Here is a 24,775-nt window from a genome sequence, read left to right as displayed (position 1 = left end):
TAAATGAGTTTCTGTCGCTAACGGCAGAAACTTGTTTTTCCCCTTGTTTTTTACTGTTAACGCATCCATGTTAATGTCTATATATCTCAGTCTGCTGGAAGTTAAAAAACCATGCGTATCCCTCGAATTTATCACCATGAAACCATCAATCAGCTTGGCATCTTGCCACTAGGCGAAGACGCAGCTGGCCATATTGGCCGCGTACTTCGCATGAAAGAGGGACAAGAAGTTCTCCTCTTTGATGGTAGCGGGGCTGAATTTCCAGCAATCATTAGCAGTGTCACTAAAAAATCTGTCGATGTTAACGTCACCGAGCGTATTGAACGCAGCAGTGAATCTCCGCTTGATTTACACCTTGGTCAGGTTATTTCACGTGGCGATAAGATGGAGTTTACCATCCAAAAATCCGTCGAATTAGGTGTGAACACGATTACCCCACTTATCTCTGATCGTTGTGGTGTAAAACTCGATCCAAAACGCTTTGAGAAAAAACTCTTACAATGGCAAAAAATTGCAATCAGCGCTTGTGAGCAATGTGGTCGAAATACCGTACCGGAAATTCGACCTATTATGGCTCTTGAGCAATGGTGCGCTGAAGAATATGACGGCCTTAAGCTAAATCTTCACCCACGTGCAAAATACAGCATCAATACTTTGCCAACACCAGTATCTAAAGTGCGTTTGTTGATTGGCCCTGAAGGTGGTCTTTCTGCCGAAGAAATCGACATGACACAAGAATATCAATTTGAAGAAACGCTACTCGGTCCTCGAGTTTTACGTACCGAAACCGCCGCTCTAACAGCAATTACAGCCCTGCAAGTTCGTTTCGGCGATCTTGGCTAACCGGAGAAGATCAATGATTAAACTTGGCGTTGTGATGGATCCTATTGCATCCATCAACATTAAAAAAGACTCAACATTTGCCATGATGTTGGAAGCCCAACGACGTGGCTACGAAATCCACTACATGGAAATGAATGATCTACACTTAGATCAAGGTGTCGCGATTGCAGATACCAAAGTTGTTGAGTTAAAAGAAGATCCAAATGGTTGGTACGAATTCAAGTCAGAGCAAACAATTCCTATGTCGGAGTTAGATGCTGTATTGATGCGTAAAGATCCTCCTTTTGACACAGAGTTTATCTATGCAACTTACATTCTTGAACGCGCTGAAGATGCTGGAACATTAATCGTCAACAAACCACAAAGCCTACGTGATTGTAATGAGAAGCTGTTTACAGCTTGGTTCCCTGAACTGACTCCAACCACCATCGTGACTCGTAAAGCTGAAAAAATTAAAGCGTTTAAAGAAGAACATGGTGATGTAATCTTAAAACCACTCGATGGGATGGGTGGCGCTTCGATCTTCCGAGTGAAAGAAAACGATCCAAACGTTTCTGTGATTATTGAAACCTTAACAAATCACGGACAGAACTATGCTATGGCACAGACTTTTGTTCCTGATATCAGCAACGGTGATAAGCGTATCTTAGTTGTTGATGGTGAACCAATGCCATACTGCTTAGCTCGCATTCCAGCCAAAGGGGAAACTCGAGGCAACTTAGCAGCTGGTGGTACAGGAGAAGCTCGCCCATTAAGCGAGACGGATAAACAAATTGCACTTGCAGTTGCACCGACCTTAGTAGAAAAAGGCTTAGTTTTTGTAGGTCTTGACGTTATTGGCGATAAACTAACTGAAATCAATGTAACCAGTCCAACCTGTATTCGCGAAATCGAAGCAGCGTTTGGTATTTCCATTACAGGTAAGCTAATGGATGCGATTGAGCGACGTCTAGGCAAGTAACTCCATCGATCCACGGTCGAATATAAGGGCAGTTTTGCTGCCCTTAATACAATACTTTTGGAGTGCACATGAATTTGACTAACCACTTTTTAGTCGCCATGCCGGGAATGAAAGATCCTTACTTCAAGCGCAGCGTTATCTACGTATGTGAACACAATGCGGAAGGGGCTATGGGTCTAATGATCAATGCTCCAATCGATATTACCGTAGAGAAAATGCTGCAAAAAGTTGATGTACAGTCGTTATATCCTCAAGTCCATTCAGTCAACCTTGAGAATGCCGTTTTGAACGGTGGCCCCGTTGCAGAAGATCGTGGTTTTATTTTGCATCACCCTAAAGATCACTATGAATCAAGCATTCAGATGAGTGAACGTATTTCCGTGACGACCTCCCGAGATATTCTCAGTGTTCTTGGTACAGAGGCCGAACCGAACCGTTATTTAGTCGCTTTAGGTTATTCAGGCTGGGAGCCCGGTCAGTTAGAAATTGAATTGGCTGAAAACTCATGGTTAACGATTGAAGCAAAACCTGAGATCATTTTCGAAACCCCAATACAAGATCGATGGGAAACCGCCGTAAAAATGCTTGGTATTGATGTCGCCCAACTATCAAGTGACATTGGCCACGCCTAACTACAGAAAAGTGAAACACATTTATGTCTAGAAGTATCATGGCTTTTGATTTCGGCACAAAGAGCATTGGTAGTGCGATTGGTCAGGAAATCACAGGAACCGCATCACCTTTAAAAGCCTTTAAAGCCAACGATGGCATTCCAAATTGGGATGATATCGAAAAACAGATCAAAGAGTGGCAACCTAACCTACTCGTTGTAGGGTTACCAACGGATCTACACGGCAAAGATCTTGAGACAATAACGCCAAGAGCGAAAAAATTTGCTAACCGTCTACAAGGCCGATTTGGCCTTCCCGTTGAACTGCATGACGAACGTCTTTCAACCACGGAAGCCCGTTCGGATCTTTTCGCGATGGGAGGCTATAAAGCGCTGAGTAAAGGTAATGTTGACTGCCAATCTGCCGTCATTATCTTAGAAAGTTGGTTTGAAGCTCAGTGGGGCTAACGCCTATTGATCCAATATAAAAATGCCAGCATTCTTGCTGGCATTTTTTTACTTATCCTGACTGGTATTAATCCATGTCTATTTTTATATTTGACAGGGAGCTACCTATCGCCCCATCACCACGTTGAGTTTTAAGCATCATTCGAAGATCATTAGCTGAATCTGCACTATGCAGTGCATCTTCCTCATTAATCTTCTCATCTATCACCAACTGATATAAAGCTTGATCAAAAGTCTGCATACCCACTTGTTGAGATTTACGCATTGTAGATTTGAGTTCATGCAAATCGCCCCGACGAATCAGATCCGATACCCTAGGGCTGTTTAGCAAAATTTCAAAAACACCATGACGCCCTTGACCATTTTTATCTCTAATTAATTGCTGTGCGACTATTCCTTTAAGGTTCACCGACAGATCAAACAAAAATTGTTCTTTATGCTCTTTAGGGACCAAATGCAAAATTCGTTCTAGTGCTTGGTTAGCATTATTCGCATGCAGTGTTGCCATACAAAGGTGACCGGTTTCCGCGAATGTCATGGCATATTCCATAGTTTCACGACAACGTATTTCACCAATCAAAATCATATCTGGTGCTTGGCGTAATGAATTTTTCAATGCCGTTTGATAGCTCTCAGTATCAACGCCGACTTCTCTTTGCGTCACAATACAGCGCTGATGCTCATGAACAAATTCAATCGGATCTTCCACAGTTAAAATATGCCCGCTCTGATTACAGTTACGATAACCTGTCATTGCAGCCATTGTGGTCGATTTCCCAGACCCAGTTGCACCAACCACCAGCACTAAACCTCGTTTTGCTACCGCTAGATCTTGCAAAACAGTGGGGAGTTGTAATGCTTCAAACGTCGGAATATTCGTTTCAATCCGTCGAATCACTGCACCGGGTAACTCCCTCTGAAAAAATGCAGAGATACGAAAACGGCCAAAATCTCGAACAATAGCAAAGTTGGATTCTTTGCTTTGACAGTATTCTTCGTAACGTTCGTTATCCATCGTACTTTCGAGTAATCGAGTTACCTCTTGCTCAGTGAGATTTTCTCCCTCAGAATGCAATTCACCATCGACACGAAACAAAATTGGCGCCCCGACCGTGATATACAAATCGGAGGCTTTTTGTTGATTCATTCCTTGTAAATACGCATTAATATCCATTTAAACTCTCTTAGAACAGGCTAGATTCAATCTCGATCTTCTTCGCAACTTCACTAGGTTCAACCAAACCTTGAGCTAATAGCTGGCGCGCATGTTGCTCCATGGTTTGCATTCCATGAGAAGACCCGGTTTGGATAACTGAATACATCTGGGCCACTTTATCTTCTCGTACCAAGTTTCGTATCGCTGGAGTGGCCATCATAATTTCATGACAAGCAACACGACCACCACCGACTCGCTTCAATAATTTCTGCGCAATAACTGCTCGTAGTGACTCAGAAAGCATTGAGCGAACCATCGCTTTGTCACTACCAGGGAACACATCAATAATACGGTCAATCGTTTTAGCTGCTGAACTGGTATGCAGTGTACCGAAAACCAAATGCCCCGTTTCCGCTGCAGTGAGAGCTAAGCTGATGGTTTCTTGATCTCGTAATTCTCCGACCAAGATAACATCCGGATCTTCACGCAAAGCACTGCGTAAAGCATTTTTAAAACTGTGGGTATCTCGATGAACCTCACGTTGGTTAACGAGACACTTATTATTACTGTGAAGAAATTCAATGGGATCTTCGATCGTAAGAATGTGCTTATTTTGATGACGATTAATATGATCAACCATCGCCGCCAAAGTCGTTGATTTACCTGAACCTGTTGGCCCAGTCACTAACACCAAACCCTTTTCATAATTCGCGATTTTTTCAAAAATAGCAGGCGCATCAATTTGTTCTAATGTGGGAATTTCCGTAGGAATAGTTCGAAATACCGCTGCACATCCTCGCGCTTGATTAAACGCATTAACACGAAAACGACCTACATCAGCCATTTCAAACGAGAAATCAACCTCAAGACGCTCTTCATATTCAGCCCGCTGAGTATCGTTCATTATCTCAAAAACCAAACGATGTACGTCTGCGTGACTAAAAGCTGGAATACCAAGCTTTCTTACTTCACCATCTATGCGTACCATTGGCGATACGCCAGCAGAAAGATGTAGATCGGATGCATTATGCTTTACACTAAAATCCAGTAATTCAGCGATATCCATTTATTTGTTCCTAATGGTCTGTTTATCTTGCAAAAGTAACGCTCAAGGCAGCATACCTTTTAGGCGTTGGTAAATCGGAGATAAAGATCCGATTTGAGTTAACTATGATGTTTACCTGCACATCAAGTGCGGTCAAACCCGTCTTACGAGAAAGGTTATTTAAACCTTAATAAATGCCATGACTAGTATTCAACAAAATATTGAACATATCACCTCACAGATCGCAACAGCACAGCAAAAATGTGGACGTACTCGCGAGACTATTCAACTTCTCGCGGTAAGTAAAACTAAGCCAGTTGAAGCCGTGCTAGAAGCCGCTCAAGCTGGGCAAAAAGAATTTGGCGAAAATTACGTACAAGAAGGTGCGGATAAGGTCAGCTATTTTCAACAAAACCACCCTGAACTCTCTTTAGAGTGGCACTTTATTGGCCCAATTCAATCAAATAAATCACGTATTGTCGCAGAGAATTTTGATTGGGTTCATACTATCGACCGAGCAAAAATAGCTCAGCGTCTTAATGACCAACGTCCAATTAATTTAGCGCCAATTCAAGTTCTAATTCAAGTTAACACCAGTGGTGAAGCGTCAAAATCAGGAACTGATGAAAGTGAAATCTTTGCTCTGACAGAGTTGATTTCTTCTTTACCAAACCTCACTTTAAGAGGGTTGATGTCTATTCCGGCTAATGTGTCAGATCATGAATCACAACTGCATGCTTTTCATCAGTTAGCAGAATTAAAAGACAAGTTAGCTGCGCATTATCCAGCACTGACTCTCGATACGTTATCGATGGGAATGAGTGGTGATATGGAAGCGGCTATTGAAGCTGGCAGCACCATGGTTCGTATTGGAACCGCTATTTTTGGCGCTCGCGATTACAGCAATAAAGCTTAATAAATAACGAACCATAAATTAAGCACAACAAATTCAGTTATTCAGGATAATAGAAAGGAACCCACAATCATGGAACAAAAGAAAATTGCGTTTATTGGCGCGGGGAATATGGCGCGTTCAATCATTGCGGGTCTTGTTGCTAGTGGCTACCCTTCAAGCCTAATTACAGCAACGAATCCAAATGAAGAGCAGCGTGATTTTCTCTCGACGCAATATGGTGTTAATACCAATGCTGACAACTACGTTGCTGCTGAACAAGCCGATGTTATTATTCTTGCTGTTAAGCCACAAATGATGGAAGTGGTTGGTTCAGGCTTACAAACAATCAACTTTGAGAATAAACTTGTTATTTCAATCGCAGCAGGTATCAGCGCGGCGAGACTCAATGAAATGTTCGGGGCCACATTGAATTTAGTTCGAGTGATGCCAAACACGCCAGCATTAGTCAGCCAAGGTATGAGTGGTCTGTTCGCACCAGAACACGTTTCTGATAGCGATAAATGCTTTGCCGCCGATATCATGAGTGCCGTGGGTAAAGTTTGTTGGGTGGCACAAGAATCGGGTATTAACAATATAATCGCAGCCGCGGGAAGTGCTCCGGCATATTTCTTCTTGTTTATGGAAGCAATGCAAGCTGAAGCCATAACACAAGGCTTTGATAAAGAGACTGCTCGTCTGCTTGTTCAACAATCAGCGGTTGGCGCAGCTGAGATGGTCATTGCAAATCCTGATCTGGAAATTTCGACCTTACGTGAACAAGTGACTTCAAAGGGAGGGACGACTGCTGAAGCATTACGTACCTTCAATGAACACCAGTTATCAGATATAGTGGCAAAAGCGATGCAAGCTGCTGTTGCGCGTGCTGAAGAAATGGAAACACTATTTTAATTGCTGAGCATACCGCTCTACTTATTAAGGGTAATTTATGAATGCAGTAAGTTTTCTCGTCTCGACCTTCTTTGATCTTTATATCATGGTCGTGATCTTGAGAATTTGGTTACAGGCTGCTCGCGCAGATTTTTATAACCCATTCTCACAATTTATTGTCAAAACAACGCAACCCGTTGTTGCACCACTACGTCGAGTAATCCCATCAATCGGCAGCCTTGATCTTGCAACGGTTCTTTTCGCATATGTCCTATGTGTCCTTAAATTCGTTGCTCTCATCATGATCGAATCACAAGGCAATGCAGGCTTTAGTACTTATTACTTCTTCCTCGGTTTGCTTTCGTTACTTAAAGCAGCTGGTGGCTTGGTATTCTGGGTTCTATTGATTCGCGCACTGCTAAGCTGGGTTAGTCAAGGTCGCAGCCCGATTGAATACGTATTCAATCAATTAACTGAACCAATGCTAGCGCCTATTCGTCGCATTCTACCGGATCTTGGTGGCTTTGATTTAAGCGTATTAGTACTATTTATCGCACTTCAGTTCTGTAATATCTTAGTGGGTAACGTTATCGGGCCAATCTGGTTTCAACTATAATGTCAGTAACCGTTTGGTATGAGGGTGAAGACCTGATCTTACGTCTTTACATTCAACCTAAAGCAAGCCGCGATAAAATCGTCGGCTTGCACGGTGATGAATTGAAAATTGCCATCACAGCCCCACCAGTTGATGGCAAAGCTAACGCTCACCTTAGTAAGTATCTTGCAAAGCAATTTAAAGTGGCGAAAGGTTTAATTACCATAGAAAAAGGGGAACAGGGTCGGCATAAACAAGTACGAGTTCAATCGCCGATACAAATTCCTCAGGAAATTGAAGCCATCTTATGATGGCTTTTTATTTAGGCCTCAAGGAGAAAACGATGACCAAATGGATAGGTGCTCTGCTGCTCAGTTGTTTAGCATTACCAAGCTCAGCCGGACAGTTTAAAAATATCAAAGATGTGGAAGTCCACTACTCAGCTTTCAATTCAACATTTTTAACCCCTAGTGTCGCTCGTAGCTATAAGCTCAAGCGCAACGGCTACTCCGCGATTTTAAACATCAGTGTTTTAGATAAATCGCAACTTGGTAAACCTGCAATCAGTGCAAAGGTTTCAGGTACCAGTAAAAACTTAATCGGTAATACACGAACACTTAATTTTCGTGAAATTAAGGAAGGCGATGCCATATACTACCTCGCTGAATTTCCAATCACGAATGAAGAGAGCCTCACTTTCAATATCGATATTCACGCCGGCAATAAAGGCGCTGGGGCACTAAAATTTAATCAGAAATTCTATGTCGAAGAGTAGCTATAGCCAGACAATTTCTATACCCAAACACTTAGTGGGTAGGTAGCACTGGATATTCGTTTATAAAAGCAAATAGCATTCTAAGCATCAGAGACCAACATTTAGAGAACACCATGAAAAAGATTGTATTAGCAACTGGCAACCAAGGTAAAGTGCGTGAAATGGCCGATCTCATTGCCAATTTTGGTTTTGAAGTACTGGCTCAAAGCGAGTTCAACGTTTCTGAAGTTGCAGAAACAGGCACCACTTTTATTGAAAATGCGATCATCAAAGCTCGTCACGCCGCAAAAGAAACGGGCTTGCCAGCCATTGCGGATGACTCTGGTCTTGAAGTTGACTGTCTAAATGGTGCACCGGGTATCTACTCAGCACGCTACGCTGGTGAGAATGCAACAGATCAACAGAATATCGACAAACTTTTATCTGCGATGGAAGGTATTCCTGAAAACCAGCGTTCTGCTCGTTTTCATTGTGTATTGGTATTAATGCGACATGAAAATGATCCAACGCCTATCGTTTGTCATGGCAAATGGGAAGGTCAAATTCTAACGCAAGAACACGGTAGCAATGGCTTTGGTTACGATCCTGTATTCTTTGTTCCTGAAGAAGGCTGTGCGTCAGCAGAACTAGAATCGACTCACAAGAAAGCTATCTCTCATCGAGCAAAAGCCCTACAAAAACTATTTTCTGCATTAGAGCAAGCGGAATGAATTCACTCGTACCACCAGCATTAAGCCTATATGTACACATTCCATGGTGTGTACAAAAGTGCCCTTACTGTGATTTTAACTCTCATGCACTCAAAACTGAGATCCCAGAACAAGATTACATTGCGGCACTGCTAGAAGATCTCGATCGTGATATCGAGCGTTATCAACTTACTCTGCACCCTCGATTACTCCATTCCATTTTTATTGGTGGCGGAACACCCAGCCTAATTTCAGCATCGGGTATAAAAACGCTATTAAATGGAATTGAACAGAGGTTGCCATTCAAACCTGGCATCGAAATCACAATGGAAGCGAACCCTGGTACTGTCGAAGCCGAACGTTTTCATGGCTATCAACAAGCCGGTATTACGCGAATCTCCATTGGAGTGCAAAGTTTTGAGCAAGAAAAACTGCAACGTCTTGGCCGAATTCATGGTCAAGATGAAGCGGTGTTCGCAGCAAATCTAGCGCATCAAATCGGGCTCAAAAGTTTCAACCTAGATCTAATGCATGGGCTTCCGGATCAGAGCGTAGAAGAAGCATTGGCTGATTTGGAAAAAGCGATTGAACTAGCCCCTCCCCACCTTTCTTGGTATCAATTAACCATTGAACCCAATACGATGTTTTACTACAAAACACCGACACTGCCTGATGATGACGAGCTATGGGATATATTTGAACTCGGTCATCAGAAGCTAGCAGCTGCGGGTTATCAACAGTATGAGATATCTGGTTATAGCAAACCTGGTTATCAATGCCAGCATAACCTTAATTATTGGCGCTTTGGGGATTACCTCGGTATTGGTTGTGGTGCGCATGGAAAGCTAAGTTTCAGTGACGGCCGTATCGTACGAACGACAAAAGTAAAGCATCCTCGTGGCTACTTGGCGGCCTATCAAAACATGGTGAAGCCCTATTTAGATCATGAAAATATGGTGCCGTATGAGGATCGTCCTTTTGAGTTTTTCATGAATCGATTTCGATTAATGGAGCCTTGCCCAAAACAAGATTTCATCGATACAACGGGACTTCCACTCTCATCTATCGCTGAAACGATTGATTGGGCCATCGACATGAAATACCTCGTCGAGTCGCCAACACATTGGCAAATCACCGAAAAAGGAAAACTCTTTCTTAATGATTTGTTAGAAGCCTTTATGGCTGAAGATGATGACAACACTGATGGTAATGACGTCTCGACTCAATAAACACAAAAAGTCGCCTTTGGGCGACTTTTTACTTATCAAATGGCTCAAACTGGAAGTAAAGCTATCGCTTTATTGATCTCTTTAAATGTCATCAGTTTCTGACTGTCTGAAATGTCAGGCATAAGTACTTTGCCATTATCAAATTCAAACTCGCCGACCCCATGAACAACAAACTGACCTTTAAATAGGGTTTTAACAAAACGTGCAATTTGTTGCGGACGATAATGAGTAAACTCACGCAGCATAACAACCTCAATCTCCATTTGTGATTTTGCCAAGCAAAAATATTGCATCAGCATTGCTACATAAAACTTACGCAGGAATATACCAATAAATTACAAATGAGCAACAGATACCTTATTATTATTTTGATTTTTACATCTGTCGTGCCGCTTTATTTCATTTAGATATATACTTTCTGAGCACATAAAAAAGGAAGAACATAATGAAAAACAAAACACTACTCGCATTAGCACTGACTTGCTCTCCCATGATTGCTTTTGCTCACAACATCACGATTGGCCAATCCTTACCTGCAGCTGATGTTATTAACTATGGTGAAATACTAGTCAAAGGTAACGACACCGTATTTCAAGATTGGAAAACCAATAACATGCTTGGAAAAGTTAGAGTTATTCAAGCAATTGCTGGTCGAAGCAGTGCAAAGGAAATGAACGCAGAGATGATGAGTGCTATCACGGCCGAAAAATTCCCAGCTGACAGTTACCAAACAACGACAATCATCAACCAAGATGATGCGATTTGGGGAACGGGATCATTTGTTAAGTCATCAGCAGAGGATAGCAAAAAAGATTTCCCTTGGTCATCGATGGTATTAGATGAAAATGGCGTAGTTGCTAAAACTTGGGATCTTCAACCAGAATCTTCAACCATCATTGTTCAAGACAAACAAGGCCAAGTACTGTTTGTCAAAGAAGGAAAGATGAGTGATGGCGAAGTCATCCAGGTGCTTGAGTTAATCAAAGAGAACTTATAAAACCATCGGTACTGCGTCTTTCACTTTACAGTGGAATTGTTATATTATAACAATTCCACTGTCTAATATTGTTGAGCCTTGTGACCAACCAACGCCCTAGGTATCCTAATCAGTCTCTCATCGCTCTATTAGCGGTGTTGATGATCCTATGGCTGAGCATTGCTGTCATTCAGCACCAATACGATGCATCACCAAGCCAACATACTCATCACAACTGCCAATTATTTTCTCATGCCAGCCATGGCGCACACTCAAGCACACCAACCGTATTTACTAATACGCTTCCAGATGAGCACCTAGACAATCGGATATACCGCTACTCAAAAAGCGTCTCTATTGAATATTGCGCTCGCTCTCCTCCTGTTTTGATTTATACCTAACCTTATTATTTGTACTTTGAATAACCAAAGTGCGTACGTATATCTCTATATTTAGGAAAAGTAATGAACAAGCCAATGCCTTTAGCACTCACTATTAGTCTCCTCCTTAGTACCACTGCTTTGGCCGAATCTGACTATCGCCAGCACGAAGCACACGTACATGGACAAGCAGAACTTAATATTGCACAAGATGGCAGCGAACTACTGATAGAAATGACGGCGCCAGGAGCTGATGTCATTGGATTTGAGCATGCTCCAAAAACGGATGCTCAAATCATCGCACTTAACGATATTGCTGCCCGACTCACTCAAGCAGAGAAACTCTTCACCCTATCGTCGAATGCTGGGTGCACCGTGAGTCACACTGATGTAAGCCACACTCTCAGTAACGAAGACCATGACCACCATGACCACCATGACCACCATGACCACCATGACCACCATGACCACCATGACCACGATATCCACCTAGATACAGATGACAACAGTAGTCATGGCAGTTTTACTATCCAATATCATTATCAATGTAGTGATATCAGCAAACTGAGCTCAATCGAAAGTCACTGGTTTGATATTTTTCCGAGCACTGAGAGTATCCAAGTCAACATTTTCACCGACAAGACACAAAATGCTCTAACTATTACTCCTAAGCAAGATCGTATTGCTTTGTAATCCGATGATGCTGGCTGGGTTTATACCAACTTGAATGAGTCCACAAACAGCACTGATTCAACTGAGTATGAGCCCAGCCTAATCGACTTTTGGAGTCTCTATGCCGACCATCACTTCAAAACCTGTGATTGAGCTAAAAAACATTCGTTTCTTTTGGCCGAAGCAGCCACACGCAACTTTAGATATTGAGAACCTTTGCGTTTCTCAAGGTGAGCACTTATTTATAAAAGGCCCTAGTGGATGCGGTAAATCAACCTTGCTTAGCTTATTAACAGGGATTAATACCATTTCCGACGGTGAACTCAATGTACTCGGCCAAGAACTTAGCCGTTTATCTTCCGTACAAAGAGATCGCTTTAGAGCAGATCATATCGGCTATATTTTTCAGCAATTTAACTTGCTTCCATACTTATCTGTCATTGAGAATATTGTCCTGCCATGTCACTTCTCAAGCTACCGACGTAACAACGTCTCAGGCGATCTACAGCAAACCGCTCGCGATCTGCTTACCCAGTTACGTCTTCCCGAGTCGTTGTGGGATGCCCCTGTAAATCACCTCAGTATGGGCCAACAACAGCGTGTAGCTGTGGCCAGAGCTTTGATCGGTAAACCATCATTAATCATCGCCGACGAACCTACATCAGCGTTAGATCAAGATAATCGCACCCACTTTATTCAATTGCTCCTATCGCAAGTTAATCAAACCAATACGACATTGATATTTGTCAGCCATGACTCAACTCTAGAGCATTTATTTGATCGTACTTTTAACTTAGCTCCACTTTCTAAAACGGGAGAAAATTCATGACCACGACTCTCATGCTTGCATGGAAAAGCGTTAACAATCGTCGTGCGACCGCTATTCTCACTATTTTAACCGTTGCCGTTTCTGTGGTGCTTTTACTTGGCGTTGAGCACATACGAACACAAGCAAAGAGCAGCTTTGCCAATACAATTTCAGGAACAGATTTGGTAGTTGGCGGGCGCTCAGGCCAAGTAAACTTATTGCTCTATTCAGTATTTCGTATTGGTAATGCCACCAATAATATTGATTGGAAAAGCTACCAAGAATTCAGTCAACATCGATCCGTTGATTGGGCTATTCCTATCTCACTCGGCGATTCGCATCGAGGTTTTCGGGTTATGGGAACAAACCAGAACTACTTCGAGCATTTTCAATTTGGGCAAAAACAATCACTCACCTTAAAAAAAGGCCAGCCTTTTTCCGGACTGTTTGAAGCGGTTATTGGTGCTGATGTCGCCCAATCGCTCAATTATAAGATTGGTAATGAGATCATTATTGCTCATGGTATTAGCGACGTGGCGTTCAGTCGTCATGATACTCTCCCCTTTAAGATCGTCGGAGTTCTTGAACCAACAGGAACCCCTGTAGATAAAACCATTCATGTTTCTTTAGAATCAACAGAAGCCATTCATGTCGGTTGGGAGTCTGGCGCTCACCTAGGGGCAACGCCCACAAAAGAGCAACTTAATAATCTCGATTTTCAGCCAAAGCAAATCACTGCCATGCTCATCGGCTTAAAATCAAAAATTCAAACATTTGCTCTGCAGCGACAAATAAATACTTACGCAAAAGAGCCTCTGAGTGCGATTTTACCAGGCGTCGCATTACATGAGTTGTGGAGCATGATGTCCGTTGCAGAACAAGCGTTGATGGTTATATCAGGATTTGTTGTTGTAGCCGGTCTACTGGGTATGCTTTCCAGCCTTCTTACCAGCTTACAAGAACGGCGTCGAGAAATGGCTATTCTTCGTTCTATGGGAGCAAGGCCTTTGCATGTATTTTCGTTGTTAATATTGGAAGCCAGTACCTTAACCTTTCTCGGTATTGTGGTAGGTATCGCGTTTCTATATTTACTACTAATAGCGACAGCTCCATTAATTTTGCAACTTTATGGCATACAAATCAGCCTAACTGGACTCTCGGGATATGAATGGGGGCTACTTCTTGCCGTGCAATCTGCTGGTATCCTCATTGGGTTCATCCCCGCATTTCGTGCCTATCGACAATCACTCAGTGATGGAATGACTATAAGAGTATAAATATGAGAATTTCACTAACGGCGCTAATGATAACGTTACTCGTTTTACCATTCGAATCGACTTATGCTTCGCAGAGTAATGATGCAATTGAAGAAAGTGAGGAAACCACGTTACTTCTTGACTGGATTGACTTAATCCCAGAAAACGAGCGCAATCAATTTGATCATATTGGAATGCCAATGCTCGACCATGATGGTGATGCGGCCGCACAATCAACAGCAGGTTCGGTTAGAACCGAATTAAATGGAAGTATGGTTAAAATCCCAGGGTTTGTGGTGCCATTAGAAGGGGATGAAAAAACGATTACTGAGTTTCTTCTTGTTCCATACTTTGGGGCATGTATACATGTTCCACCACCACCACCCAATCAGATTATTTACGTAAAATTCCCGAAAGGGGCTCCCATTCAACAATTGTGGGATGTGATTTATGTGGTCGGAAAACTAAGCGTGCAGACAATCAACCATGAAATGGCTGAAACTGGATACCTTATTGAGGGAATCGACATCATGGAATATGACGATATGTAACCACTAAAATCGCCTGTCGAACCGTTACGTTAAGTAATATATCTAGATAAATAGACTAATACCGCTAGATAGACCAATAACAGTAATGCAATTGACAGGTGCTTTTTTACTTTATGTTCATTAAAGCGTCTCATAAGCTCCTCGCACGTGGTGATAACAATTTTAACAAGTTATTATCATTATGCCTAGCGCAAATTTGTAACCATCTACACATACTTTCGCTGGAGAGAGACGTCGTTCCAATGTACAGTAATCAACATTAAGTGATTGATGGTTAGGGAAATATAATGTCTGAAAGTCACAACCCTGTGGTTATTGAGCATGAACCTAGAGACAGCCAAAGTCAGCGACAAGATAAAAAATCAAATTACATTAAAGACAGTGCTAGCCGCGTCATCAATATCGCGCAATCCTATGGACTAGATGCCCTGCTGCAAAAGAATGCACCAGAAAAAACAACGCTAGAACGCGCACTTATTCGCGAGCGAAAGCGCAAAGAACTCAATCAAAAGAATTTAGAACAGATCCTCAAACTCGCTCATGCATCCTGCAAAGATGAAACCGCGGGTGAACCGGATCAAGATTGGCTGTACCGTTTTTTCGATATGGCACAAGAAGTCCACAACCCAACAATGCAACGTTTGTGGGCACAAGTACTAAAACGTGAAGTGACCAATCCAGGCTCAACGTCGATGAAAGCACTCAAAGTGCTGCGAGATATGTCGCCTAAAGAAGCTCAAGTACTTCAACGTGCAGCTTCTCTTGCCTGTAGTTTTGGTGGCGACCAAAGCCGAAAACTATTAATTGGTCTGCGTTCACCCGCTGGATTGTTTAGTTTTACCAAACGCCACTCAAGTAGCAATATCAATATTGGTAGCTTTCAACTTCCATACTCTAGCTTATTAGTTTTGTTTGAACTTGGCTTGATGCATGGCACTGAATTAGAGTCTGGTGAGATTGAAATCGAATCCCAACTGCCTTTGACGTACCAAGGAAAAAACCTCGCTCTGCAAGCACATGCTAAAGGTATTCGTTTACTCTATTACCGTTTCAGTCCAACAGGTAATGAGCTCTGTAAACTGTTAGGAAATAAACCTAACATCAATTATTACGATCAGTTGGTGGCTTTGCTCAGTCAAAAATTTGCTGTGCATACGGAAGCCAAGAGCCATGTACACCACACGGTGTAATATGACGCCCATAAAAAACGCTAACCTTGAGTTAGCGTTTTTTGTACGTCATTGCAATCGTGCTTATCGATTCTTAACTAGGCTTTGAATGCTTTAAACGCATTAATTAGGCCATTGGTTGAGCTATCGTGTGACGTGATTTCTGCACTGTCCGCTAACTCAGGTAGGATTTGGTTTGCCAGTTGCTTACCAAGTTCTACGCCCCATTGATCAAAGCTGAAGATATTCCAGATAACACCTTGAGTGAAGATCTTGTGCTCATACATCGCAATCAGGTTACCCAAAGTACGTGGCGTAATTTGTTTAACTAAGATTGAGTTCGTTGGGCGATTACCTTCAAACACTTTAAATGGTACAAGCTCAGCAACTTCTGCATCACTCTTACCAGCTTGAGCAAACTCAGCTTTCACCGCTTCTGCTGTTTTACCAAACGCTAGAGCCTCTGTTTGTGCAAAGAAGTTAGACATCAATTTTTGATGATGATCACCAGCTGGATTGTGGCTGATTGCAGGAGCAATAAAATCACAAGGAATCAATTTCGTACCTTGGTGAATTAACTGGTAAAACGCATGCTGACCATTTGTACCTGGCTCACCCCAAATAATTGGACCCGTTTGGTAAGTAACAGCTTCGCCATTACGGTCAACATATTTACCGTTAGATTCCATGTTGCCTTGTTGGAAGTAAGCAGCAAAACGATGCATGTATTGATCGTAAGGTAGAATCGCTTCAGATTCAGCACCATGGAAGTTGTTATACCATAGACCAATAAGCGCCAAGATAACTGGGATATTGTTTTCTAGATCACTTTCAGCGAAATGGTTGTCCATTTCATGAGCACCCTCAAGTAGCTCAACAAAGTGGTCAAAACCAACAGCAAGAGAGATTGATAGACCAATAGCAGACCATAGTGAGTAACGGCCGCCGACCCAATCCCAGAATTCAAACATGTTGTCAGTATCGATACCAAATTCAGATACTGCTACTGCGTTAGTTGAAAGTGCAGCAAAGTGTTTAGCAACATGAGCTTCATCGCTTGCTTCAGCAAGGAACCAATCACGCGCAGTATGTGCGTTAGTCATGGTTTCTTGAGTCGTAAACGTTTTAGATGCGATTAGGAATAGTGTCGTTTCAGGGTTCACTTTCTTCAACGTCTCAACGATATGAGTACCGTCAACGTTAGAAACAAAGTGCATGTTCAGGCGAGTCTTGTATGGTGCAAGCGCTTCAGCAACCATGTAAGGACCAAGATCTGAACCGCCGATACCGATATTCACAACATCAGTAATCTCTTTACCTGTGTAACCTTTCCAGTCACCCGCTACGATACGGTGTGTGAACAGCTCCATTTTTGCTAAAACTGCGTTTACCGCAGGCATAACATCTTGACCATCAACCATCACTGGCTTGTCACTACGATTACGTAATGCGGTGTGCAAAACTGCGCGATCTTCTGTTTTGTTGATCGCTTCACCGTTAAACATCGCTTCAATTGCAGATTGAAGTTCTGTTTCTTTTGCTAGAGCAAACAGATGGGTTAACGTTTCTTCGTTGATAAGGTTCTTAGAGTAGTCAACTAAAATGTCGTTACCGAAGCGAGCTGTAAATTTATCAAAGCGTGCTGCATCTTGATTGAATAGCTCTTTGAGATCCATATCTTGTGCAGATTCGAAGTGAGCAGTTAGTGCTTTCCAAGCTTGAGTTTGCGTTGGATTAATATTTTTCAACATGGTGACATCCCGATGTTACATTAGGTTTTATTCCATACAGTCTAGCGAAAACTGGTGGAATCCCCGACTTAGCAAAACAAATATAACTAGATGTTTGGGCAAATTGCCACAAAACAAGGTTGGTCATTTTATTTCATTGACTCATTATGGCTCAGGGTATCACACGACACATTGAGATAAGTCAGATTAGCTGGTTCAAAACTAAACAAACTGATTTTCCAAGTAAAAAAATGGCATAGCGAAACGAAAAATAAGGGAAGTACTATGTGGCACCAAGCCCGTATTCAATTGACGCCAAAAGCACGAGGCTTTCACATCGTTACAGACGAAATCGAAAGGCAACTACCTGAATTATCGCAATTTTCAGTAGGGATATTGCATTTATTTATTCAGCATACCTCTGCCAGTTTGACCATCAATGAAAATGCTGATCCTACCGTAAGAGAGGATATAGAAAAGCATCTTAATAAGATCATTCCTGAAAATGCCCCTTATTACGTACATACCTACGAGGGAGATGATGATATGCCAGCACACATTAAGGCTTCGCTATTAGGAAACAGCCTTTCTATCCCAATTCACGATGGGAAACTCGCATTAGGTACATGGCAAGGCATTTACTTGGGTGAGCATCGAAATCATGGTGGCGCTAGACAAATCATCGCCACACTTAATGGCGTTCTACACTGAAAGCTTACCTATAAAAAATGCTGACAAATTTGTCAGCATTTTCTTAGCTAGTCTAGCGCTCTTATTATGGTCACTCTTATTGTGAATATTCCATATCCACACGAGGGGTTAACTTGGTTACAAGTTCATAGGCTATTGTCCCAATATGGCTCGCAACCTCTTCAGCAGACAACTCTTTCCCCCACATAATCGCTTCATCACCAACCGAGTCCATCGCATCAGGACCGAGATCGACAGTCAGCATATCCATTGAGACACGACCGACTATCGGCACTTTACGGCCGTTAACAAAGACAGGTGTACCATTAGGTGCTGTTCTTGGGTAACCATCGCCATAACCAATGGCAATCACCCCAACCTTGGTATTTCGTTGACTTGTCCATGTTCCGCCGTAACCCACACTTTCACCAAGCTTCACTTCTCGAACCGCAATCAAGTGAGACTTCAAAGTCATGACCGGTTGATAGCCAAGATCTAGCGCATTTTTATCGTTAAATGGCGAAACACCATACATGATAATCCCCGGGCGAACCCATTCCAGGTGGCTATCAGGCCAAGCAAGTAAACCAGCAGAAGCGGCCAAAGATCGTTCACCCTCACACCCTTGCGTAAGAGAAAGAAACAAAGCCGTTTGCTCATTTGTTGTTGGCATTTCTAGCTCATCCGCGCACCCAAAGTGACTCATATAGCGTAGAGGCTTAGCGACATTACGACACCCTTTAAGGCGAGTAACGAAATCTTGGAATTGCTCCGGACGAACCCCTAAGCGATGCATGCCGCTATCTATTTTTAACCAAACGACAACGGGGGTTTCAAGTTCTGCCTGCTCAAGAGCTACGAGTTGCTCTTCACAATGCACCACGGTCTGAATGTTATTGGTTTCCAATACAGGCAAGTCACCCGAAGAGTAAAACCCTTCCAGCAACAAAATAGGTTTAACCACACCACATGCGCGCAGTTGTAGTGCTTCTTCAATTCGAGCAACGCCAAAAGCGTCTGCATCTTGTGCATGTTTCGCGATATGACGTAAACCATGTCCATAGCCATTGGCTTTAACGACAGCCATCACTTTGCTATTCGGCGCCTGAGATTTAATTTGCTTTAAATTGTGCTGTAAAGCATCCAAGTTGATGGTTGCCGTAGCGGCTTTCATATAGCTCATGGTATTACTCATCATCCATATCAAACGCAGGACCCGCGTAATTATCAAATCGAGAAAATTGACCTTGGAACGTCAAACGTACAGAGCCGATTGGGCCATTACGCTGTTTACCAAGAATAATTTCTGCGGTGCCTTTCATTGAACTGTCTGGGTTATAAACTTCATCACGATAGATAAACATGATCAAGTCGGCATCCTGCTCGATAGAGCCCGATTCACGCAAGTCTGAGTTTACTGGACGCTTATCAGCACGTTGTTCCAATGAACGGTTAAGCTGAGAAAGAGCAACCACAGGTACGTTCAATTCTTTTGCCAAGGCTTTAAGAGAGCGCGAGATTTCCGCAATCTCTAACGTCCGGTTTTCTGAAACCGATGGGACTCGCATAAGTTGGAGGTAATCGATCATGATCATAGATAGACCACCATGCTCACGTGCGATACGACGAGCTCGTGACCGTACTTCCGTTGGTGTTAGACCAGAGCTGTCGTCGATATACATGTTCTTCTTCTCCATGAGCGTACCCATAGTTGAAGATATACGAGCCCAATCTTCATCATCGAGCTGACCCGTACGAATTTTTGTTTGATCAACACGAGACAGTGACGCCAACATACGCATCATGATTTGTTCGGCGGGCATCTCTAGCGAGAAGATAAGCACAGGCTTGTCTTGTTTCATCGCTGCATTTTCACATAAGTTCATCGCGAATGTGGTTTTACCCATCGATGGACGTGCGGCCACAATGATTAGATCAGAACCTTGTAGACCCGCTGTCTTTTTATTCAGATCGTTGAAGCCAGTATCAACCCCAGTAACACCATCTTGAGGAGACTTATACAGCAGTTCGATACGCTCTAAGGTCTTTTCTAGAATACTATCAACGTTTTGAGGCCCCTCGTTTTCATTAGAACGAGACTCCGCAATCGCAAACACTTTACTTTCTGCAAAATCGACTAAATCTTCAGAAGAACGGCCTTGAGGATCATAACCTGCGTCGGCAATTTCATTGGCAACACCTATCAAATCACGAACGAGTGCTCGTTGAGCCACAATGTCCGCGTAAGCATTAATGTTCGCAGCACTTGGCGTATTTTTAACAAGATCGGCAAGGTAAGCAAAACCACCGACATCATCAAGCTGTTCTCTCTGTTCTAGGAACTCAGAAAGCGTGATCAAATCGAGAGGGTTACTCTCTTCCAAAATAACTTGAACAGCTTGGAAGATCAGACGGTGAGGACGGCTGTAAAAGTCTTTTGCTATCACTCGTTCTGAGACCGTATCCCAACGCTCATTGTCCAGCAACAAACCACCGATAACTGATTGCTCAGCTTCGAGTGAATGTGGAGGAGTTTTTATCGCGTCAACTTGTGGATCACGCGGTTTACGGTTTTGATTATCCGGTCTGCTATCTGCCATGGTATTGCTCAACAACTTACTTTTGACCGACGATTATAACGTGAATGTGGACGATGTCTGTAGCTAAGAAAAAGAATGTCGATTTCTAATAGAGAATTAACACCTTGCTGACTGAGGTGATAATATTAGCCCTTACTATTCGCTTTTTTAATCTATTCATGTTGGAGCTTAACGTGTCGAAAATTTGGTTGCTGGGTGCTACGTTGTTAAGCCCCACGCTTACTTATGCTCAAGACACTAGTCCATCAGAAGAGCTACCGTCACCACTGACCAGTGAAATTGAGTTTGGCTATCAATCTCACAGTGGTAACTCTGAATCTCAAGCCCTGAATTCTCGCTTAGATCTCGAATATATATCGGGACGCTATCGTACGAGTGGTGAATGGAAATTTTACCTACTCTATAAAGACGGCGAAGAAGATAAACGCCAATCAACCTATTCATTTCAAAGCGATTATAAGCTGTCTGCAAAGACCTACCTTTACGGCAGTTTTAAGGGTATTGACTCACGTTACAGCGCTTATTTTAAAGACTATACGTTTTCTGGTGGTCTCGGTTATCAGTTTTCAAATACTGATGAACTGGTACTTGAATTAGAGTTTGGTCCAGGTTTTCGTTATCAAGAACCCAATAAAGATGAAATCGACGATGATGACATCATCTTTCCAGATATTGTTGAAGAACCTATTTTTCAAGGCAGTATGAATAGCTCATGGCAAGCATTGGATAACCTAGCGGTAGGTGCGAACATTACAGTGATAGCCGGTCGAAGTAATACACGAACAGACAGTGAACTGAGCGTGACTAACAACATCACAGATGATATCGCATTGAAAATTGCGCATAACCGTCAGTACCATGACAAGGTACCCGATGGCTTAGCGAAAGCGGACAGCATATTTTCTGTCAACTTACTGTTCCTATTCTAGAAGTCAGAAATATCACGATCGCGCCCTATCCCTCTTCATTTTCAATGAACAATTTCCTTTTCAAAAAGTTACAAGCATAAAAAAAGCACCTGTAAACAGGTGCTTTTGATAATACGTCTGAGACTGAAATTATTTTTCAGCAACAACTTGTAGGTTAACTGTAGCGAAAACTTCAGAGTGAAGTTGAACGCTGATCGCGAACTCACCAGTGTTACGTAGAGCGCCTTCAGGAAGACGAACTTCGCTTTTCACAACTTTAACGCCTGCAGCAGTGATTGCTTCAGCGATGTCGCGAGTACCGATAGAACCGAATAGTTTACCTTCGTCACCAGCTTTAGAAGCAAGAACAACTGCTTCTAGTGCGTTAACTTGCTCAGCGCGAGCTTCAGCAGCAGCTAGTTGCTCAGCAACTTTAGCTTCTAGTTCAGCACGGCGAGTTTCGAACATTTCAACGTTAGCTTTAGTAGCCATAACTGCTTTACCTTGAGGGATAAGGTAGTTACGAGCGTAGCCAGATTTAACGTTTACTGCGTCACCAAGTGCACCTAGGTTACCGATTTTATCAAGTAGAATAACTTGCATTGTTTAATCCTCTTTCTTAATAAAACGAACCGATTACTGATGTTTGTCAGTGTACGGTAGTAGAGCTAGGTAGCGTGAACGCTTGATAGCACGAGCTAGTTGACGCTGGTATTTAGCGCTTGTACCAGTGATACGGCTAGGTACGATTTTACCAGCTTCAGTGATGTAGTTTTTAAGAGTTGCTACGTCTTTGTAATCAATCTCTTGTACGCCTTCTGCAGTGAAACGGCAGAATTTACGACGACGGAAGAAACGAGCCATGGGCTATCTCCTGATCTTAAATTTGAGTAATGTTGTCGGTAAACAGTATTAATGCAATAACCATTAAGGCTAAAGTGGTAGAGGTAAACCGCCACCTTAATACGAATACCTTGTACTAATTCTGAAATAATAATAATGACCTAAGTCCAAGGACTATAGATAGAAACTTGAGTGGTAAACCATTCCGTTCTATCCATTGGTCACTCAATTAATTATTCAGCAGCAGCTTCTGGCTTAGACTCTGAACGCTCTTCACGACGAGGAGCACGCTCTTCGCGTTGCTTAAGCATGATAGATTGCTCAGTGATCGCTGCTTTAGTACGCATGATCATGTTACGTAGAACTGCATCGTTAAAACGGAAAGCAGTTTCTAGTTCATCGATTACAGCTTGGTCAGCTTCAACGTTCATAAGAACGTAGTGAGCTTTGTGAAGCTTGTTGATTGGGTAAGCCAGTTGACGACGACCCCAGTCTTCTAGACGGTGTACAGTACCGCCAGCTTCAGTGATAGAACCAGTGTAACGCTCGATCATGCCAGCAACTTGCTCGCTTTGATCAGGGTGCACCATGAATACGATTTCGTAATGACGCATGTGTTGCTCCTTACGGATTATTAGCTTCCACGAGTGGCCCGGTCGTCCAGAGGAAGCAAGGAACTAAAGATAAATGACCGAGTTTTAAGGAGCACGAATAGTACAGAAAGGAAGCAAATTAGGCAAGAGAAATGTGACGCATCAAAAGCCACGATACTGATATAGTTCGTAGCCTATGCTGTGTACAGGATTATAAATTACTATTTAGTCATCGTTTTCGACATATTGAGCCTGAATGTAGTTTTGAAGGCCCGACATATCAATCAACCCTAGTTGTGTTTCTAACCAATCAACATGCTCTTCTTCATCTTCAAGAATATCTTGGAATATATCTCGTGATACATAGTCTCGAGTATCTTCAGCATACGCGATCGCGTCTTTTAGATCTGGAATAGCCGCCATCTCAAGTTTCAAATCACACTCAAGCATTTCCTTGGTATCTTCGCCGATCATCAATTTTCCTAAATCTTGTAGATTCGGTAAGCCCTCTAGAAATAGGATTCTTTCGATTAAATGATCAGCGTGTTTCATCTCATCAATCGATTCATGATACTCCTTATCAGCAAGGTGTTTTAAGCCCCAATCTTTGTACATTCGAGCATGAAGAAAATACTGGTTTATTGCGACTAGCTCATTACCGAGCACTTTATTGAGATGTTGAATAATGATTGGATCGCCTTTCATAGCAAAGCCCTCCTCTTAAGCTTCTTTTAACTGTAGAAGCAATTAGTGAGGAGTCAAAAGACTCGAGGTAAATTAAGGGTTATGGCTCGAAAGAAACCACTCTTAACTCACTCGTTTTAGCTGAAAGTAACTTGCTTCCGCAAGTACCTCTTTAGCTTGTTTAACACATTTCCCACATTGGCTACCCAATGCTGTACATTTTTTTATGCCTCGAATATCGGTAACACCGTCTTCTATCGCTAACTTGCGAATTTTCTTATCCGAAACACCATGACACAGACAAACGTACATATGAAAACCTAAATCATTACGACAACCTGAAATATAAACAAGAACAATTCCCATTACCACTTGTATTGTCGTTAACATCAGAACATTTAGTTATAAGGAAATTGAGTCCATATGAACATTTCAAGCACTTAGACACCAACAATACTTGAAGAAAAAGCAACCAGAGCTAAAGATTTGATTTAAAAAGAGTTAAATAGTGTTACGCGGAAAGGGTATCGTTTTTTCTTATAACAAAAAAGGGAAGCCTAAGCTTCCCTTTTTCTAATGCGGTATCGTAATACCTTCAATTAATTCCTAAGAATTATTCGAAGATTTTAGCAACAACACCAGCACCTACTGTACGGCCACCTTCACGGATAGCGAAACGTAGGCCATCATCCATTGCGATTGGAGCGATTAGCTCAACGATCATTTGGATGTTGTCACCAGGCATTACCATTTCTACGCCT

General features: G+C 42.4%; 32 protein-coding genes. 20 read left to right on the top strand and 12 right to left on the bottom strand.

Translation table 11 applies throughout. From position 1 onward, the window contains the following. Positions 1-111: 111 nt before the first annotated feature. The 4 genes from rsmE to ruvX all read left to right on the top strand — a co-directional run bounded on the left by rsmE (position 112) and on the right by ruvX (position 2,882). Positions 112-843 (top strand): 16S rRNA (uracil(1498)-N(3))-methyltransferase, encoded by a 732-nt coding sequence (gene rsmE / locus DZ860_RS22295; protein WP_120035391.1) that lies wholly within the window; start codon positions 112-114, stop codon positions 841-843. A 13-nt stretch (positions 844-856) separates the two neighbouring features. Continuing rightward, a complete protein-coding gene (gene gshB, locus DZ860_RS22290) occupies positions 857-1,804 on the top strand; it encodes a glutathione synthase (protein WP_120035389.1) in 948 nt (315 codons plus the stop codon). A 68-nt stretch (positions 1,805-1,872) separates the two neighbouring features. Continuing rightward, entirely contained in the window at positions 1,873-2,436 is a 564-nt protein-coding gene (locus tag DZ860_RS22285; protein WP_120035387.1) for a YqgE/AlgH family protein, read from the top strand. Positions 2,437-2,459: 23 nt separating this feature from the next. Continuing rightward, positions 2,460-2,882 carry a Holliday junction resolvase RuvX gene (gene ruvX, locus DZ860_RS22280; protein WP_120035386.1) on the top strand — a complete coding sequence of 141 codons (423 nt, stop codon included), beginning with the start codon at positions 2,460-2,462 and terminating at the stop codon, positions 2,880-2,882. A gap of 67 nt (positions 2,883-2,949) precedes the next feature. Here the strand turns inward: ruvX and DZ860_RS22275 are convergent, their stop codons facing one another. Beyond that, positions 2,950-4,056 (bottom strand): PilT/PilU family type 4a pilus ATPase, encoded by a 1,107-nt coding sequence (locus DZ860_RS22275; RefSeq protein WP_120035384.1) that lies wholly within the window; start codon positions 4,054-4,056, stop codon positions 2,950-2,952. Positions 4,057-4,066: 10 nt separating this feature from the next. Beyond that, positions 4,067-5,104, bottom strand: a complete 1,038-nt coding sequence (locus tag DZ860_RS22270; RefSeq protein ID WP_120035382.1) for a type IV pilus twitching motility protein PilT — start codon at positions 5,102-5,104, stop codon at positions 4,067-4,069. A gap of 178 nt (positions 5,105-5,282) precedes the next feature. On the opposite strand from DZ860_RS22270, the gene DZ860_RS22265 reads away from it, so the two are divergent. The 7 genes from DZ860_RS22265 (at position 5,283) to hemW (ending at position 10,154) form a co-directional block, all read left to right on the top strand. After that, positions 5,283-5,999, top strand: a complete 717-nt coding sequence (locus tag DZ860_RS22265) for a YggS family pyridoxal phosphate-dependent enzyme (protein WP_120035380.1) — start codon at positions 5,283-5,285, stop codon at positions 5,997-5,999. 69 nt (positions 6,000-6,068) lie between these two features. Next, positions 6,069-6,887 carry a pyrroline-5-carboxylate reductase gene (gene proC / locus DZ860_RS22260; RefSeq protein WP_120035378.1) on the top strand — a complete coding sequence of 273 codons (819 nt, stop codon included), beginning with the start codon at positions 6,069-6,071 and terminating at the stop codon, positions 6,885-6,887. A gap of 37 nt (positions 6,888-6,924) precedes the next feature. After that, positions 6,925-7,482 carry a YggT family protein gene (locus DZ860_RS22255; RefSeq protein WP_120035377.1) on the top strand — a complete coding sequence of 186 codons (558 nt, stop codon included), beginning with the start codon at positions 6,925-6,927 and terminating at the stop codon, positions 7,480-7,482. After that, complete coding sequence (gene yggU, locus DZ860_RS22250; protein ID WP_120035375.1) at positions 7,482-7,772, top strand: DUF167 family protein YggU; 291 nt, start codon at positions 7,482-7,484, stop codon at positions 7,770-7,772. Before DZ860_RS22255 ends, yggU begins: the two co-directional genes overlap by 1 nt. A 32-nt stretch (positions 7,773-7,804) precedes the next feature. Then, the gene (locus tag DZ860_RS22245; protein ID WP_120035409.1) at positions 7,805-8,236 is read left to right on the top strand and encodes a DUF4426 domain-containing protein; all 432 of its coding nucleotides are present in this window, start codon (positions 7,805-7,807) and stop codon (positions 8,234-8,236) included. 113 nt (positions 8,237-8,349) lie between these two features. Beyond that, a complete protein-coding gene (locus tag DZ860_RS22240; RefSeq protein ID WP_120035373.1) occupies positions 8,350-8,946 on the top strand; it encodes an XTP/dITP diphosphatase in 597 nt (198 codons plus the stop codon). Beyond that, complete coding sequence (hemW, locus tag DZ860_RS22235) at positions 8,943-10,154, top strand: radical SAM family heme chaperone HemW (RefSeq protein ID WP_120035371.1); 1,212 nt, start codon at positions 8,943-8,945, stop codon at positions 10,152-10,154. The genes DZ860_RS22240 and hemW overlap by 4 nt, the downstream gene beginning before the upstream one ends. 44 nt (positions 10,155-10,198) lie before the next feature. Here hemW and DZ860_RS22230 read toward each other — a convergent pair whose 3' ends face one another. After that, complete coding sequence (locus tag DZ860_RS22230; RefSeq protein ID WP_120035408.1) at positions 10,199-10,399, bottom strand: DUF1107 domain-containing protein; 201 nt, start codon at positions 10,397-10,399, stop codon at positions 10,199-10,201. 200 nt (positions 10,400-10,599) lie between these two features. Here DZ860_RS22230 and DZ860_RS22225 point away from each other — a divergent pair, with 200 nt between their 5' ends. The 7 genes from DZ860_RS22225 to DZ860_RS22195 all read left to right on the top strand — a co-directional run bounded on the left by DZ860_RS22225 (position 10,600) and on the right by DZ860_RS22195 (position 15,987). Next, the gene (locus DZ860_RS22225) at positions 10,600-11,151 is read left to right on the top strand and encodes a YtfJ family protein (protein ID WP_120035369.1); all 552 of its coding nucleotides are present in this window, start codon (positions 10,600-10,602) and stop codon (positions 11,149-11,151) included. Between the two features lie 80 nt (positions 11,152-11,231). After that, positions 11,232-11,531, top strand: coding sequence for a DUF2607 family protein (locus DZ860_RS22220; protein ID WP_133305464.1), 300 nt, complete (start codon positions 11,232-11,234; stop codon positions 11,529-11,531). A 63-nt stretch (positions 11,532-11,594) separates the two neighbouring features. Further along, positions 11,595-12,203: a zinc uptake protein ZrgA gene (zrgA, locus tag DZ860_RS22215; RefSeq protein WP_120035365.1), complete on the top strand. Its 609-nt coding sequence runs from the start codon at positions 11,595-11,597 to the stop codon at positions 12,201-12,203. A gap of 100 nt (positions 12,204-12,303) precedes the next feature. Further along, on the top strand, positions 12,304-13,011 hold the full coding sequence (locus tag DZ860_RS22210; RefSeq protein WP_120035363.1) for an ABC transporter ATP-binding protein: 708 nt from the start codon (positions 12,304-12,306) through the stop codon (positions 13,009-13,011). Continuing rightward, positions 13,008-14,267, top strand: a complete 1,260-nt coding sequence (locus DZ860_RS22205; RefSeq protein WP_120035361.1) for an ABC transporter permease — start codon at positions 13,008-13,010, stop codon at positions 14,265-14,267. The genes DZ860_RS22210 and DZ860_RS22205 overlap by 4 nt, the downstream gene beginning before the upstream one ends. 2 nt (positions 14,268-14,269) lie before the next feature. Further along, positions 14,270-14,797: a DUF3299 domain-containing protein gene (locus DZ860_RS22200; protein WP_165862955.1), complete on the top strand. Its 528-nt coding sequence runs from the start codon at positions 14,270-14,272 to the stop codon at positions 14,795-14,797. A 287-nt stretch (positions 14,798-15,084) separates the two neighbouring features. Beyond that, positions 15,085-15,987 (top strand): TIGR03899 family protein, encoded by a 903-nt coding sequence (locus DZ860_RS22195; protein ID WP_120035359.1) that lies wholly within the window; start codon positions 15,085-15,087, stop codon positions 15,985-15,987. A 77-nt stretch (positions 15,988-16,064) separates the two neighbouring features. Here DZ860_RS22195 and pgi read toward each other — a convergent pair whose 3' ends face one another. Further along, entirely contained in the window at positions 16,065-17,717 is a 1,653-nt protein-coding gene (pgi, locus tag DZ860_RS22190) for a glucose-6-phosphate isomerase (RefSeq protein WP_120035357.1), read from the bottom strand. Positions 17,718-17,981: 264 nt separating this feature from the next. On the opposite strand from pgi, the gene DZ860_RS22185 reads away from it, so the two are divergent. Further along, positions 17,982-18,407, top strand: coding sequence for a secondary thiamine-phosphate synthase enzyme YjbQ (locus DZ860_RS22185; RefSeq protein ID WP_120035355.1), 426 nt, complete (start codon positions 17,982-17,984; stop codon positions 18,405-18,407). A 76-nt stretch (positions 18,408-18,483) separates the two neighbouring features. Here the strand turns inward: DZ860_RS22185 and alr are convergent, their stop codons facing one another. Together alr and DZ860_RS22175 are read right to left on the bottom strand one after the other, a co-directional pair. Next, a complete protein-coding gene (gene alr / locus DZ860_RS22180) occupies positions 18,484-19,569 on the bottom strand; it encodes an alanine racemase (protein ID WP_207890670.1) in 1,086 nt (361 codons plus the stop codon). A 4-nt stretch (positions 19,570-19,573) separates the two neighbouring features. After that, positions 19,574-20,986, bottom strand: coding sequence for a replicative DNA helicase (locus DZ860_RS22175; RefSeq protein ID WP_120035353.1), 1,413 nt, complete (start codon positions 20,984-20,986; stop codon positions 19,574-19,576). A 173-nt stretch (positions 20,987-21,159) separates the two neighbouring features. On the opposite strand from DZ860_RS22175, the gene DZ860_RS22170 reads away from it, so the two are divergent. Then, positions 21,160-21,915 carry a DUF481 domain-containing protein gene (locus tag DZ860_RS22170; RefSeq protein ID WP_207890669.1) on the top strand — a complete coding sequence of 252 codons (756 nt, stop codon included), beginning with the start codon at positions 21,160-21,162 and terminating at the stop codon, positions 21,913-21,915. A 129-nt stretch (positions 21,916-22,044) separates the two neighbouring features. On the opposite strand, the gene rplI is transcribed toward DZ860_RS22170, so the two are convergent. From rplI to DZ860_RS22140, 6 genes are all read right to left on the bottom strand, one after another. Continuing rightward, on the bottom strand, positions 22,045-22,497 hold the full coding sequence (gene rplI / locus DZ860_RS22165) for a 50S ribosomal protein L9 (protein WP_120035351.1): 453 nt from the start codon (positions 22,495-22,497) through the stop codon (positions 22,045-22,047). Between the two features lie 33 nt (positions 22,498-22,530). Beyond that, on the bottom strand, positions 22,531-22,758 hold the full coding sequence (gene rpsR, locus DZ860_RS22160; RefSeq protein WP_000090472.1) for a 30S ribosomal protein S18: 228 nt from the start codon (positions 22,756-22,758) through the stop codon (positions 22,531-22,533). A 212-nt stretch (positions 22,759-22,970) separates the two neighbouring features. Next, positions 22,971-23,351 (bottom strand): 30S ribosomal protein S6, encoded by a 381-nt coding sequence (rpsF, locus tag DZ860_RS22155; protein WP_120035349.1) that lies wholly within the window; start codon positions 23,349-23,351, stop codon positions 22,971-22,973. Positions 23,352-23,555: 204 nt separating this feature from the next. Continuing rightward, positions 23,556-24,035, bottom strand: a complete 480-nt coding sequence (gene bfr, locus DZ860_RS22150; protein ID WP_120035347.1) for a bacterioferritin — start codon at positions 24,033-24,035, stop codon at positions 23,556-23,558. A gap of 102 nt (positions 24,036-24,137) precedes the next feature. Further along, positions 24,138-24,326, bottom strand: a complete 189-nt coding sequence (locus DZ860_RS22145; RefSeq protein WP_120035400.1) for a (2Fe-2S)-binding protein — start codon at positions 24,324-24,326, stop codon at positions 24,138-24,140. Between the two features lie 301 nt (positions 24,327-24,627). After that, a partial coding sequence (locus DZ860_RS22140) for an EF-Tu C-terminal domain-related protein (RefSeq protein ID WP_500691421.1) occupies positions 24,628-24,775 on the bottom strand: 148 nt, incomplete at its 5' end.

Origin of the sequence: Vibrio sinensis (assembly GCF_003605645.1) — a bacterium.
GTDB lineage: Bacteria > Pseudomonadota > Gammaproteobacteria > Enterobacterales > Vibrionaceae > Vibrio > Vibrio sinensis.
Note: the sequence above shows the minus strand (reverse complement) of the source record. Positions and strands in the feature narration are given on the sequence as shown.